Annotated in this window: 13 protein-coding genes; 11 read left to right on the top strand and 2 right to left on the bottom strand. The window is 72.2% G+C overall.

Translation table 11 applies throughout. The annotated features are described in order from the left end of the window. Positions 1-168: 168 nt before the first annotated feature. Entirely contained in the window at positions 169-543 is a 375-nt protein-coding gene (locus tag EAO77_RS22205; RefSeq protein ID WP_147990059.1) for a DoxX family protein, read from the top strand. A gap of 190 nt (positions 544-733) precedes the next feature. Here EAO77_RS22205 and EAO77_RS22200 read toward each other — a convergent pair whose 3' ends face one another. Continuing rightward, positions 734-1,516 carry a helix-turn-helix transcriptional regulator gene (locus EAO77_RS22200; protein ID WP_261994104.1) on the bottom strand — a complete coding sequence of 261 codons (783 nt, stop codon included), beginning with the start codon at positions 1,514-1,516 and terminating at the stop codon, positions 734-736. 637 nt (positions 1,517-2,153) lie between these two features. Further along, positions 2,154-2,444 carry an antibiotic biosynthesis monooxygenase gene (locus EAO77_RS22195; protein WP_147990057.1) on the bottom strand — a complete coding sequence of 97 codons (291 nt, stop codon included), beginning with the start codon at positions 2,442-2,444 and terminating at the stop codon, positions 2,154-2,156. Between the two features lie 200 nt (positions 2,445-2,644). Between EAO77_RS22195 and EAO77_RS22190 the strand changes: the two genes are divergently transcribed. The 10 genes from EAO77_RS22190 (at position 2,645) to EAO77_RS22145 (ending at position 13,115) form a co-directional block, all read left to right on the top strand. Next, on the top strand, positions 2,645-3,382 hold the full coding sequence (locus EAO77_RS22190) for a helix-turn-helix domain-containing protein (RefSeq protein WP_147990056.1): 738 nt from the start codon (positions 2,645-2,647) through the stop codon (positions 3,380-3,382). 112 nt (positions 3,383-3,494) lie between these two features. Next, on the top strand, positions 3,495-4,853 hold the full coding sequence (locus tag EAO77_RS22185; RefSeq protein ID WP_147990055.1) for an FAD-dependent oxidoreductase: 1,359 nt from the start codon (positions 3,495-3,497) through the stop codon (positions 4,851-4,853). A 178-nt stretch (positions 4,854-5,031) separates the two neighbouring features. Continuing rightward, positions 5,032-5,664, top strand: coding sequence for a TetR/AcrR family transcriptional regulator (locus tag EAO77_RS22180; protein ID WP_261994100.1), 633 nt, complete (start codon positions 5,032-5,034; stop codon positions 5,662-5,664). Positions 5,665-5,840: 176 nt separating this feature from the next. Beyond that, a complete protein-coding gene (locus EAO77_RS22175) occupies positions 5,841-7,181 on the top strand; it encodes an NDP-hexose 2,3-dehydratase family protein (protein ID WP_261994099.1) in 1,341 nt (446 codons plus the stop codon). After that, positions 7,178-8,206, top strand: coding sequence for an NAD-dependent epimerase/dehydratase family protein (locus EAO77_RS22170; RefSeq protein ID WP_147990053.1), 1,029 nt, complete (start codon positions 7,178-7,180; stop codon positions 8,204-8,206). The genes EAO77_RS22175 and EAO77_RS22170 overlap by 4 nt, the downstream gene beginning before the upstream one ends. Before the next feature lie 10 nt (positions 8,207-8,216). Continuing rightward, complete coding sequence (locus tag EAO77_RS22165; protein WP_147990052.1) at positions 8,217-8,942, top strand: class I SAM-dependent DNA methyltransferase; 726 nt, start codon at positions 8,217-8,219, stop codon at positions 8,940-8,942. Beyond that, positions 8,939-10,048, top strand: a complete 1,110-nt coding sequence (locus EAO77_RS22160) for a DegT/DnrJ/EryC1/StrS family aminotransferase (protein WP_147990051.1) — start codon at positions 8,939-8,941, stop codon at positions 10,046-10,048. Before EAO77_RS22165 ends, EAO77_RS22160 begins: the two co-directional genes overlap by 4 nt. 69 nt (positions 10,049-10,117) lie before the next feature. Beyond that, a complete protein-coding gene (locus EAO77_RS22155) occupies positions 10,118-10,708 on the top strand; it encodes a dTDP-4-dehydrorhamnose 3,5-epimerase family protein (protein WP_147990050.1) in 591 nt (196 codons plus the stop codon). Further along, entirely contained in the window at positions 10,705-12,051 is a 1,347-nt protein-coding gene (locus EAO77_RS22150) for a DUF418 domain-containing protein (protein ID WP_222723690.1), read from the top strand. Before EAO77_RS22155 ends, EAO77_RS22150 begins: the two co-directional genes overlap by 4 nt. Then, positions 12,048-13,115, top strand: a complete 1,068-nt coding sequence (locus EAO77_RS22145; protein ID WP_147990049.1) for a glucose-1-phosphate thymidylyltransferase — start codon at positions 12,048-12,050, stop codon at positions 13,113-13,115. The genes EAO77_RS22150 and EAO77_RS22145 overlap by 4 nt, the downstream gene beginning before the upstream one ends. The last annotated feature ends 4 nt before the right edge of the window (positions 13,116-13,119 follow it).

The following is a 13,119-nucleotide window of genomic DNA, read 5'->3' as shown; positions in this document are numbered from 1 at the left end:
CGGCGTCCGCACCCTGTGACGTGGCCCCGGCACGGGAGATCCGTGCCGGGGCTCCGGCCTGTCCGTGCGGCGATCCGGCCCATTTCCACAGCAACGCAGAAGCGCAGAGGCGTTCGGGGGGAGCCTTCGACCCGTGCTCACCGATGAGAAAGCAGAGGAAAGACAGACATGAACACCACCTTATGGATCGTCGCCGGAATCGTCGCCTTCCTGTTCGCCGCCGTCGGCCTGATGAAGGTCGTCACACCGAGGACGGAACTGGCGGCCGGCAACATGCCGTGGGCCGCCGACTTCTCCGACGGAGCGGTCAAGGGGATCGGCGCCGTGGAGGTGCTCGGGGCCATCGGCCTCGTGCTGCCCGCGGTCCTCGACATCGCCCCGGGCCTGGTGCCCGTCGCCGCCACGGGCCTCGCCGTCACCATGGCCCTCGCCGCGGTCGTCCACGTCCGGCGCAAGGAGGCGCCCGCCGTCGTGGTCAACCTCGTCCTGCTGGCGCTGGCGGCGTTCGTCGCCTGGGGCCGCTTCGGCGAGTACAGCTTCTGATCCGCCCGGCCGCACGGCAGCCCTGAAGGGCCGGTCCGGATGCGCGCCGCGCATCCGGACCGGCCCTTCAGGGCGCTCACGGGGCAGGCCCCGGGCCCGGCGTGGGATCGGGAAGGATCCGGACGCCGGGCCCCGGGAGGCGCCGGCCCCGCACCGGGCGGGCGGTCCGCGGGTGGCCCGTCCCGGCGGGTCAGGCCGCCCCTTCGCCGGGGAAGGCGAAGAGGATCGGCGGGTTGGACCAGCCCAGCGGATGCAGGGTCATCTGCACGATCGGGTCGGTGCCGGGCCCCACCTGCACCGGCCCCGCGGTGCCGACCAGCAGCTGGTGCGCGGTGCTCTCGCCGGCGGCGCCGGCGTGCGCGCCCTGGGCCACGGCGTGCACGTACCAGGTCCCCTCCGGGACACCGCCGATCCGGAACTGGCCCGAGTGCGCGACCACGGCGCGGGCCGCGGGGGTGCGTTCCAGGATGGGGCTCTCGAAGACGCCGATGTAGATGCCGGATGCGGTCCTGCCGGGCGACTTCACCACACCGGTGACACAGCCCTGTTCCTGCTCCCGCCGGGGCGCGGCCTCCGGGAGGAGGTCCATCTCCCGCTGCTCGGCGAGACCTTCGCCCGCGAGGGCGGCGCCCGGGTCGACGGGCGGGTTCTGGCCGTGCCCGGAGTGCCGGTACTGGGTGGGGGAGCAGCCCACGGACTCGCTGAATCGCCGTGTGAAGCTGCCGGTGCTGCTGTAGCCGACCTGGGCGCCGATGTCGCTCACGTTCAGGGAGGTCGTGAGCAGCAGGATCTTCGCCTCATGGAGACGTATCGCGCTGAGAAAACGGCCGGGGGTGACGCCGGTGATCCGCCGGAAGGAACGAAGGAAGTGGAACTTGCTCACCATCGCGGCGTGGGCTAACTCATCCAGCGTCAGCGGCTCGAAGTACCGTTCTCGAATCGTTTTCACTGCGCATTGTACTGCGTACTCCATGATGGCCCCCATGTGGATTCTTCTTTGTGGAAGTCCGTGGAACTCCGTGGAACAGGAGCGTCCGTGCGGCGCGATGTGTCGCGCGTAGACCCGGACGTGAGACGGCTCCGTGGGCATGATCTGCCGGGCCCCGGAAAACGTGGCGGAATGTCCGGGGCGGCTGTCTCTGCGGTGTGCGATCAACAGCGCGAAGGTGGTGTGACGCGATGGTTCTCACGTAGTGCGCGTGATTCTCGAAATCGGCTCACCGGCTGTGTCAGGGGTGAGATCCGCATCGGCTACGGTGGACTGCCCTTACCCAAAGAGCCTCGCAGACCCCGTCCGCCGTGTCTTCTTCATTCTTGCGGTTCCCCCCTTAGGGGTACCCCCTGCCGCAGCGGTATGGCGGGGATGTCGGATTTCGGTCCCGCCTGCCCTTCTGGGCCCCTTCGGGAATGTCCGCGCACCTTCGGGACGGTAAAGAGGTCCGGTTGTCCGGACGAATAGCGCGCCCTATTCGGGGATGCCGGCGACGGCGGACGCGGGCGGCGCGCGGTGAGTTCACCAAGACAATGCAAAAAAGCCCCCGCCCGCACGATCGAATCGTGCGGGCGGAGGCGGGAGCGCAGGTCCGCCGGCGGCCGGGCCGGCGGGCGGGTCAGACGACGGCCACGATCTCCGCGGACTCGGCGGTGGTGTCCGTGGTGAGCGCGAACGCCGCGCCCGCCTCGGGGATGGTGGGCGCCGCGGCCAGTGCCTTCTGCATGTGCTCGGCGGACTCCCAGTACCAGTGGTCGACCCAGGTGCCGTCCTCGAGGCGGCCGAGACGGGCCTCGGTGAGCCCCGGGTAGGACTCGCGGACCGCGGCGATGAGAGTGGCCCGCTTGTCGATCATCTCCGCGTCGTTGGCGGGGTCGGTCCTGAAGCGCGTGATCCGGACGACGGTCATGGCCAAGTCCCTCTCTAGAGTCACTGTCTCATGTCGGACTCTAGAGGTACACTACGCAAACAGGCAAGCCGTTCGGGAACCCCCGCGGTGACCAGCGGCTCCACAGATGTCGGCACGCTCCGCCCCCGGAGTCCGCCCGCCACGCGGTCCCGGCCCGGCAGGGGTGTGCAGGTGCGCGTACACCTCACGGGGAGTCCTGCATGCGGCCCGAGATCGAAAGCGTCGTCGAAGCGATACGTCACCGGTACGACGAGGAGCTGTCGCTCTGTGTCCTGGCGGACACGGCCCGGCTGAGCTCCTTCCACATGGCCCGGATCTTCCGCCAGGAGACCGGGCTGCCGCCGGCCCGCTTCCTGACGGCGGTCCGGCAGGAGGTCGCCAAGCGCAAGCTGCTGTGCACCTCCGACCGCGTCGCGGACATCTCCGTGCAGGTGGGCTACTCGAGCCTCGGCACCTTCACGACGCGCTTCACCAGGAGTGTCGGCGTCTCGCCGGGGCGCTTCAGACGGCTCGCCCAGCTGGGCCCCGCGGCCGTCGACTTCACCGCGGGCCGCAAGGACGACGCGCCTTTCGCCTACGGATCGTTCCGCGGGAGGATATTCCGCAGTGACGGCCAGGAGGACGAGCCGGTTTTCGTCGCCGCCATTCCCCCGCTCACCCGGCAGGAACGCCCCGCCCGCTGTTGCCGAATGGAACAGGGCACCGGGACATGGCGCATCGAATACGTTCCGGAAGGCCCGTGGCACATTCAGGCCGTGTCGCGCAGAGCGGGCGGCGGTAAACAGCCCATTGCCGTCGGCACGGCCGGCCCCTTCTACATATCGCCGGGTTCCACGGTGACCGTCGACCTCGTGCTGCAACCCCCCTCCCGGGTAAGGATTTTCGATGCCGAACGCGCCACGATCGGCGCCGCGCTCCCGGAACTCTTCGCCTCCTGACCCAATCCGCGGCGGCTGAGCAACCCTGGAGAAGACATATTCGGGGCGGAGTGCCGAGAATGTGCCGGGCGGTGCACTCGCACCGCATTTGCTGTCTTTTTGGGGAGGGCACGTGGGCGTCATCGGCGGACACGCGGTGATCATCGGAGGGTCGATCGGCGGCCTGGTCGCCGCCCGCACGCTGTCCAGCAGGTTCGAATCGGTCACGGTCCTCGACCGCGACACGCTCCCCGAGACGGCCGCGGACCGGAAGGGCGTGCCGCAGAGCCCGCACGCCCACGCGCTGCTCATCAGCGGGCGCCGGAAGCTCGACCGGCTGTTCCCGGGCCTCACCGACGAGCTGATCGCGGGCGGCGCGGTGCCCTTCGACCCCGGCTACGACCTGCTCTTCCACCAGATGGGCGCGCTGCGCACCCGGTTCGAGAGCGGCCAGCTGGGCATCAGCCTCACCCGCGCCTACCTGGAGCACACCGTCCGCCGCCGGGTGGCGGCCCTGCCGAACGTGGAGATCCGCGACCGGACCGCCGTCAACGGCCTGTTCGGTGTGTCCGGCCGGGTGCTGGGCGTCGAACTCGACGACGGCTCCCGGCTCGGCGCCGAACTCGTGGTCGACGCCACCGGCCGCAGCGCAGGACGGACCGACCGCTGGCTGGAGGAGCTGGACTGCCCCGCGCCGAAGACCACCACGGTCAAGATCGACGTCGGCTACACCACCCGCGTGATGCACCGCCAGGGCGGCGAACTGCAGGACGACGCCCTGCTGTTCCTGATGTCCGCGGTGCCGCCCCACGACAAGCGCGCCGCCGCGATCTTCGCGGTCGAGGGCGACCGCTGGATCGTCACCCTCGGCGGGTGGCACCGGGCGCACGCCCCGGTCGACCCGGAGGGGTTCGCCGCCTTCGCCGACGGGCTCCCCACCTCCATCGTCTCGGACCTGCTGGCCCGCACCAAGCCGGTCGAGGACGGGGACGCCGAGCGCTTCACCTACCCGGCCGCCCGCCGGCGCTGGTTCGAGCGCCTGAAGAAGGTCCCGGAGGGCTTCGTCGCCCTCGGCGACGCCATCTGCAGCTTCAACCCCCTGTACGGCCAGGGCATGACCGCGGCCACCCTGGAGGCCGTCGAACTCGCCCGCTGCCTCGACCGGCACAAGGCCGCGACCCCCGCGATGGCGCGCCGCTTCTACCGCGCGGCGTCCCGGGTGATCGACACGCCGTGGCAGATGTCGACCAGCAGCGACTTCATGTACCCCGAGACGGTCGGGGCCAAGGGAGTGGGGACGGACCTGCTCAACCGCTACGTGCGCCAGGTCATGCTCGCCAGTCATGTCTCGGTGCCCGCGCACCGCGTCATGCTGGACGTGCAGCACCTGCTGGCGAAGCCCGCCGCCGTCGTCCGCCCCGACCGGGTCGTCCGGTCGCTGATCGCGGCGCGCCGCTCACCGGCGGCCGGCCGGGGGACGGCCCTTGACTGACCGCCCGCCCCGCCGGGGTCCGCACGCCTGCGGCCCCCGGGCGGGGGCGTCCGCCGGGGCCGGCGGCCGGCAGTCATACTTGCCTGGTCTGCCGGTGCGGCGGCGACCGGCCCGGCGGTCCTCCGCCCCCGACCCCGTGGCGCCGGACGCCGTAGCAGTGACGAGGAAGTGATCGACGATGGTGAGCAAGTCCCCCGGCCGCCGGCTCAAGGCGCAGCAGACCCGGAACCGGATGCTGGAAGCGGCGATGAAACTGTTCGTCGAGCACGGCTACGGCGCCACGACGATCGACTCCATCGCCCGTGAGGCGAAGGTCGCCGTGCAGACGATCTACTTCTCGTTCGGGAGCAAGCAGCAGATCCTCAAGGAGCTCATCGACGTCCACATCGCGGGTGACGAGGACCCGGTGCCCACCCTGGAACGGCCCCAGGTGGTCGAGGCGCTGGAGGCCGAGGACCCCCGGCAGCAGCTCCGGCTCCAGGTGCATCTGACGCGCGTCGTCTACGAACGCGTCGGCCCGCTGCTGGAGGTGCTGCGCAACGCGGCGACGACCAGCGGCGACGGGGCCGAGCTCTGGGAGGCGAACAAGCGTCAGCGACAGGTCGTCCAGCGGCGCTTCGTCGAGTCGCTGGTCGCCAAGAAGGCGCTGCGCGAGGACCTGTCGGTCGAGCGGGCCGTCGACATCTCGTACGTCCTCCTCGGACCGGAGCTGTTCCATCTGCTGGTGACCGAACGCGGCTGGACGCCCGAGGAATGGGAAGAGTGGGTGTACGAGGGCCATTGCCATCATCTGACCGGCGCCCGGGAATGATCCCGCCGGCGGCCGGCCCCGGCCGGCCGCCACTGCCCGGTCGGCAATTGCCGAACGCCCCGGTGTGAGCAATCTGGGAGACGCCACAAGGGCGCGGACTGCGAGAAAATCAGGCACCACGAAATGTGATGCCGCAGTCCCGACCTAGTCCCCGAGAGTTGCTGATGAATGCATCAATGGGTGATTCACCATCCGTGCCGTCAGCTTTCCGGCACTGGTTCGAGGACGCCCGCAGGAGCATCTCCACCCATGTCGAGCGGGTCCCGCTGGCCTCGGTGAGCGGCTGGCACTGCGACCCCGACGCCCCGGCCCTGACGCATCACAGCGGCCGGTTCTTCTCCGTCGAGGGCATCCGGACCCACCATGTGGGCGGCCCCGTCGAGCGCTGGGACCAGCCCGTCATCAACCAGCCGGAGACGGGAATACTCGGAATTCTCGTACGCCGCGTCGACGGTGAACTCCACTGCCTGATGCAGGCGAAAGCCGAGCCCGGGAACATCAATGGGCTCCAGCTTTCCCCCACGGTTCAGGCCACCCGGAGCAATTTCACCGGTGTGCACCGCGGAAAAGCGGTTCCCTATCTCCGGTATTTCCGTGAGACCGCCGGACACCGGATCATCGCCGATTCCCGGCAGTCCGAACAGGGATCCTGGTTCCTGCGCAAGCGGAACCGCAACATGATCGTCGAGACCCGGGACGCGGTCGAGGCGGCGGACGGGTTCCGCTGGATGCCGCTCGGCGAACTGCTCGGACTGCTCCGCTTCGACGACCTGGTCAGCATGGACTCCCGCAGTGTGCTGGCCTGTCTGCCGTTCCCGCCCGCGTCCGCCGCCACGCCCCCGGACCGCTCCGGCACGGCCGGCATCCTCAGCTGGATCACCGAGGCCCGCAGCCGGATCGAGGTCACCACCGAACGCCTGCCGCTGCCCCGGCTGGAGGGCTGGCGGCGCGACCCGCTCGCCATCGCCCACGAGAGCGGCCGCTTCTTCGACGTCATCGGGGTCCGGGTGAAGGCCGCGGGCCGCGAGGTCGCCGAATGGTCCCAGCCGATGATCGCCGCCCACGGGCCCGGCCTCGTCGCCTTCCTCGTCACCCGCGTCGACGGCGTGCTGCACGTGCTCGTCCAGCAGCGCGTCGAGCCGGGTTTCGTGGACGTCGTCGAGCTCGGGCCCACCGTGCAGTGCACCCCGCGCGACCACGAGGCGGCCTCCGGCGGCGAACGGCCGCGCTTCCTCGACGAGGTCCTCGGCGCCGGGCCGCAACGGACCCTCTTCGACACCGTCCTGTCCGACGAGGGAGGCCGGCTGTACCACACCCGCAGCCGGCACCTGATCGTCGAGACCGGACACCTGCCGGAGCCGCCCGGCTACCGCTGGACGACGCCCGCCCAGCTGTCCGCGCTGCTGCGCCACAGCCACTACGTCACCATGCAGGCGCGCAGCCTGCTGGCCTGTCTGCACGCCCTGGAGCACCCGGCGTACGGCGCGGGGGAGTCCGGGCGGGGGGAGTCGTCATGACCACCACGGCACAGCGCCACGGCGCACCGGAGCGCGACCCGCACCGTCCGCTCGACGTCGTCGTCCTGGGCGCGTCCGGATTCGTCGGCTCCGCCGTGACGGCCGCCTTCGCCGGGCGGCCCGTGCGGCTGCGCGCCGTCGCCCGGCGCCGCAGCAGCGTCCCCCTCGCCCCGGGGGTCACCGCGGACGTCCGCCTGGCCGACCTCACCGGCGCCGGGGAGCTGGCCGCCGCGGTCGCCGGCGCGGACGTGATCGTGCACCTCGTGATGCACAGCGGCGGCTGGCGCGCCGCCGAGAGCGACCCGGCGGCCCGCGCGGCCAACGTCGGCGTCATGGAGGACCTCTGCGAGATCCTGCGCGCCGAACGGCGCGACGGCCCGCCGCCCCTGGTCCTCTACGCGGGTGCCGCCTCCCAGGTCGGCCTGACGCCCGACCGGCCCATCGACGGCAGCGAGCCCGACGTCCCGCACACCGCCTACGACGAGCACAAGCTCGCCGCCGAGCGGATCCTGATGGACGCCACCGCGGACGGCGCCGTCCGGGGCGTCAGCCTGCGTCTGCCGACGGTCTACGGATACGTGGACGCCCCCCACGGCGCCGACCGCGGGGTGGTCTCCTTCATGGTGCGGCGCGCCCTCGCCGGCGAACCGCTCACCCTCTGGCACGACGGCAGCGTCAAGCGCGACCTCGTCCATGTCGAGGACGTGGCCCAGGCGTTCGTCGCGGCACTCGGCCACGGCGACGCGCTGACCGGACGCCACTGGCTGCTCGGCGCCGGCCGGGGCGACCCGCTCGGCGAGGTGTGCCGCACCGTCTCCGGGCTGGTGGCGGCGCGGCTCGGCCGGCCCCCGGTGCCGGTCGTCTCCGTCGAGCCGCCGCCGACCGCGCCCGCGACGGACTTCAGCAGCGTCACCATCGACTCCTCCGCGTTCCGTGCCGTGACCGGCTGGCAGCCGGTGACCGGGCTGCGCGCCGGTCTGGAGCGGACCGTGGCCGCCCTGGCCGACACCATGACATCCGAGTGAGGGGACGACCGTGTACGGACCGGAGTTCGCCGAGATCTACGACCTCGTGTACACACTGCGCGGCAAGGACTACCCGGCGGAGAGCGCGTACGTCGCCGGGCTGATCCGCGAACGCGTGCCCGGGGCGTCATCGGTCCTCGACGTCGCCTGCGGCACCGGCGGGCATCTGCGGCACTTCCTCGGCATGTTCGACCGGGCCGAGGGCGTCGAGCTGTCCGACGCGATGCTCTCCGTCGCCCGGGACAGGCTGCCCGAGGCGGGCCTCCACCACGGCGACATGCGCGACTTCGACCTCGGCCGCACCTACGACGCCGTGGTGTGCCTGTTCGCCGCCGTCGCCCACCAGGACCCGGCCGAACTCGGGGGCACCATGCGCTGTTTCGCCCGCCATCTGCGGCCCGGCGGCGTCGTGGTCGTCGAACCGTGGTGGTTCCCCGAGACGTTCACCGACGGCTACGTGGCGGCCGACGTCCTGCGGCCCGACCACCGCACCGTCACCCGGCTCTCCCACACCACCCGCGAGGGCGACGCCTCCCGCATGGACGTGCACTACGTCGTCGCCGACCCGAAGACCGGGGCGCGGCACTTCACGGAGTCCTACGTCCACCAGCTCTTCCCGCGGGCGCTGTACGAGCGGACCCTGCGCGACGCGGGGCTCACGCCCGAGTTCATCGAAGGCTCCCAGTCCGGCCGTGGCCTGTTCCTCGGCGTGAAGGAAGGAACGGACCGCCCGTGACGACCAGAGTGTGGGACTACCTGGAGGAGTACGCCGCCGAGCGGAAGGACATCCTCGACGCCGTCGAGACCGTCTTCTCCTCCGGCCGGCTCGTCCTCGGCGCCAGCACCCACGGCTTCGAGAGGGAGTTCGCCGCCTACCACGGCATGCCGCACTGCGTCGGCGTCGACAACGGCACCAACGCGATCAAGCTGGCGCTCCAGGCCCTCGGCGTCCGGCCGGGCGACGAAGTGGTCACCGTCTCGAACACGGCGGCGCCCACGGTGGTCGCCATCGACTCGGTGGGCGCGAAGCCGGTGTTCGTGGACGTCGACCCCGACACGTACCTGATGGACACCGCGCAGGTGGCCTCGGCCGTCACGGCACGGACCCGCTGTCTGCTGCCGGTCCACCTCTACGGGCAGTGCGTCGACCTGGCACCGCTGCGGACGGTGGCGGCCGAGCACGGGCTGGCCCTGCTGGAGGACTGCGCCCAGGCCCACGGGGCACGGCACGACGGCGTCCTCGCGGGGACCACGGGTGACGCCGCGGCCTTCTCGTTCTACCCGACCAAGGTCCTCGGGGCCTACGGCGACGGCGGCGCCGTCCTGGTGCGCGACGACGACACCGCCGGGCGGCTGCGCCGGCTGCGGTACTACGGCATGGAGGAGCGCTACTACGTCGTCGAGACCCCGGGCCACAACTCCCGGCTCGACGAGGTCCAGGCCGAGATACTGCGCCGCAAGCTGCCCCGCCTCGACGCCTACGTCGCCGCCCGGCGCGCGGTCGCCGAGCGCTACGCCGCGGGCCTGGCCGGCACCGACCTGGTCCTGCCCGCCCTCGCCCCCGGCAACGACCACGTCTACTACGTGTACGTGGTGCGCCACCCCGAGCGGGACCGGATCCTGGCGGCCCTGCGGGAGCACGACATCGACCTCAACATCAGCTATCCGTGGCCGGTGCACACCATGTCCGGCTTCGCCGGCCTCGGGGTGCCGGCCGGCTCGCTGCCCGTCACCGAGTCACTGGCCGGCCAGATCTTCTCGCTGCCGATGTACCCCTCGCTCGCGCCCGCCGTGCAGGACCGTGTGATCGGCGTCCTGCGCGAGGTGCTGGCGGCGCTCTAGCCGCGACAGCCGCCACCGTCCCGCCCCCTCCCGTCGGCGACCGCGACGGGCCCGTGCCCCGGAGGAGCCATGGAAATACGCGAACTCGCCGTCGAGGGAGCCGTGGAGTTCACCCCGACGGTCTTCCCCGACGAACGCGGCCTGTTCGTCTCGCCGTTCCAGTCGGCGGCGTTCGAGAAGGCGGTGGGACACCGGCACTTCCGGGCGGCCCAGACCAACCACAGCCGGTCCGCGCGGGGAGTCGTCCGCGGGATCCACTACACGGCGACGCCGCCGGGCACCACCAAGTACGTCTACTGCGCGCGCGGCGCGGCCCTCGACATCGTCGTCGACATCCGCGTCGGATCCCCGACCTACGGGAAGTGGGACGCCGTCCTGATGGACCAGGTCGACTTCCGGGCGATGTACTTCCCCGTCGGCGTCGGCCACGCCTTCGTGGCGCTGGAGGACGACACGGTCATGTCCTACATGCTGACGAGCAGCTACGTCGCCGCCGACGAACGGGCGCTCTCCGTCCTCGACCCCGCGCTGGGGCTGCCCCTCCCGGACGGAATCGAGCCGGTCATGTCCGAGCGCGACACCGCCGCGCCGACCCTCGCCGAGGCCCGCGCGGCGGGCCTGCTGCCCGACTACGCGGCCTGCCGGGCACTGTCCCGGTGAGCAGACACCCCATGCCCGGCCGCGGGGACCCGGCCCGGGCCGGACACCACCCCTCGGAGGACTCCATGGCGACCCGCAGGACTGTGCACACGCCGGTCAGACGCAGGGGGGTGACCGCCGCCGAACGCTCCCCGGCACCCGACATCGCGCGTGGCTTCATGCTGCTGCTCATCGCCCTGGCCCACGCACCCATGTACGTGACGGGCAGCGACCCGGGCCCGGTGACCCACCCGCAGGGCGGTGACGCGCTCGACCGCACGATCACCTTCCTCGGCCTGGACCTCGTCGACAACCGGGCCTATCCGATGTTCGCCGCCCTCTTCGGCTACGGCATGGCGATGCTCGTCATGCGGCAGCAGGCAGCCGGCACCTCCGCGAAGGCGTCCGGCCGGCTGCTGCGCAGGCGCGGACTGTTCCTCGTCCTGTTCGGCTTCGTGCACTTCGTGCTGATCTTCCCCGCCGACATCCTCGCGCCCTACGGAGTCGCCGCCCTGCTGTTCGGCTGGCTGCTCACCCGCGGGGACGGGGCGCTGCGCAGGGGCATCGTCATCAGTGCGGCCGTCGGCGCGGTCACCGCCGTCCTGCTGTCGGTGGCCGTGGCCGTGGAGCAGACCGAGGACGCGGCGGCCGTGCGCGGCACGGTGTGGGCCGACGACTACGTGGCGGCGCTCGGCGAGCGTCTGGCACAGGTGCCGTTCGCCTCGCTCCACATCCTGCTCGGCTGGCCGATCCCGGCCGCGATCCTGGTCGGCGCGTGGGCCGCCCGCAAGCGGTACCTCGACGACCCGGTCGCCCACCGGGCGCTGCTGCGGCGGGTCGCCGTGTGGGGCGGCACGGCCTCCGTGCTCGGCGGCGTGCCGCTCGCCCTCGTCGGCGCGGGCACATGGCGGGCGGACGACCTGGCCACCGGCCTGGTGACGGGCCTGCACGTGGTCACCGGCTTCGGCGGCGGCCTCGCCTACGCGGCCCTCTTCGGGCTCCTGGTGGCCCGGCTGCGGGACCGCGGGCTGGAGCCCGGGCCGGTGAGCCGCGCGCTCGCCGCGGTCGGCCGCCGGTCCCTGACGAGCTATCTGCTCCAGTCCGCGCTGCTCGCACTGGTCCTCGCCCGCGTCGCCTTCGGTCTGGGCGACCACATCCACGCCACCGGCGCGGCCGCGGTCGCGGTGGCGGTCTGGCTCACCGTGGTGGCCGTCGCCGTCGCACTCGAACGCGCCGGACGCCAGGGCCCGCTGGACGCGCTGATGCGCCGCCTGGTCTACGGCCGCGGGCGGACGGCCCCGCCGGCCGCGCCGGCCGCGGAGCCCGTGTCGCGGTCCGCCCCCGGGACGGGGGCCGCCTCGTGAAGGCCCTCGTCCTGGCGGGGGGCACCGGCACCCGGCTGCGTCCCTTCAGCCACACCATGCCCAAGCAGCTGATCCCGATCGCCAACAAGCCGGTGCTGGTGCACATCCTGGAGGACCTGAGGGCCCAGGGCGTCACCGAGACCGGGATCGTGGTCGGGGGCTACGCGAAGGACATCGCCGAGGCCCTCGGCGACGGCGGCGCCCTCGGCCTGCGGATCACCTACCTCCCGCAGGACGCGCCCCGCGGCCTGGCCCACGGGGTGGCCGTCGCACGGGACTTCCTCGGCGACGACGACTTCGTGATGTACCTCGGCGACAACATGCTGCCGCAGGGCATCGGCGGCATCCTCGACGACTTCCGGGCCCGTCGCACGCCCGCGCGGGTCGCCGTCCAGCCGGTCGGCGACCCGCGTGCGTTCGGCGTCGCCGAACTGGACGCCGAGCGCCGGGTCGTACGGGTGGTGGAGAAGCCGGCCCGGCCGCGCAGCGACCTGGCGCTCATCGGGGTGTACGTGTTCACGGCGCGCATCCACGAGGCCGTCGCCGCGATCGGGCCGAGTGCCCGTGGCGAACTGGAGATCACCGACGCCCTCCAGTGGCTGATCGACCGCGGGGACGAGGTCCGCGCCTCCCGCTACACCGGCTACTGGCGGGACATGGGCAGCGTCGACGACATGCTGGAGTGCAACCGGGAGATGCTGCGCACGCTCACCCCCGGAGTCGAGGGCACCGTCGACGGCACCAGCCGGATCACCGGCGCCGTCCGGCTCGGGGCCGGCAGCCGCGTCGTCGGCTCGACCGTCACCGGACCGGTCAGCATCGGCAGCGGCACCGTGGTCGAGGACAGCGTCCTCGGCCCCGACACCACCATCGGCGACGGCTGCGTGGTGACCGGCTCCGAGGTGTCGTTCTCCATCGTGCTCGACGCCGCGACCGTCGACGGCGTCGAGGGGCTGCACGGCTCGGTGATCGGCCGGGCGGCCCAGGTGATGTCCTCCGGACCGGAACGGCGGCACCGGCTGATGGTCGGCGACCACGCCAGCGTCCGCCTCCAGACGACCTGATGAG

The sequence above is a fragment of the Streptomyces sp. T39 genome (genome assembly GCF_008042045.1).
Classification (GTDB): Bacteria; Actinomycetota; Actinomycetes; order Streptomycetales; family Streptomycetaceae; genus Streptomyces.
Note: the sequence above shows the minus strand (reverse complement) of the source record. Positions and strands in the feature narration are given on the sequence as shown.

Bases quoted from the DNA above. Each gene is read 5' to 3' on its own strand.
- EAO77_RS22170 (WP_147990053.1), top strand. From the start codon at position 7,178: ATGACCACCACGGCACAGCGCCACGGCGCACCGGAGCGCGACCCGCAC.
- EAO77_RS22190 (WP_147990056.1), top strand. From the start codon at position 2,645: ATGCGGCCCGAGATCGAAAGCGTCGTCGAAGCGATACGTCACCGGTAC.
- EAO77_RS22195 (WP_147990057.1), bottom strand. From the start codon at position 2,444: ATGACCGTCGTCCGGATCACGCGCTTCAGGACCGACCCCGCCAACGAC.
- EAO77_RS22180 (WP_261994100.1), top strand. From the start codon at position 5,032: ATGGTGAGCAAGTCCCCCGGCCGCCGGCTCAAGGCGCAGCAGACCCGG.
- EAO77_RS22175 (WP_261994099.1), top strand. From the start codon at position 5,841: ATGGGTGATTCACCATCCGTGCCGTCAGCTTTCCGGCACTGGTTCGAG.
- EAO77_RS22200 (WP_261994104.1), bottom strand. From the start codon at position 1,516: ATGGAGTACGCAGTACAATGCGCAGTGAAAACGATTCGAGAACGGTAC.
- EAO77_RS22205 (WP_147990059.1), top strand. From the start codon at position 169: ATGAACACCACCTTATGGATCGTCGCCGGAATCGTCGCCTTCCTGTTC.
- EAO77_RS22155 (WP_147990050.1), top strand. From the start codon at position 10,118: ATGGAAATACGCGAACTCGCCGTCGAGGGAGCCGTGGAGTTCACCCCG.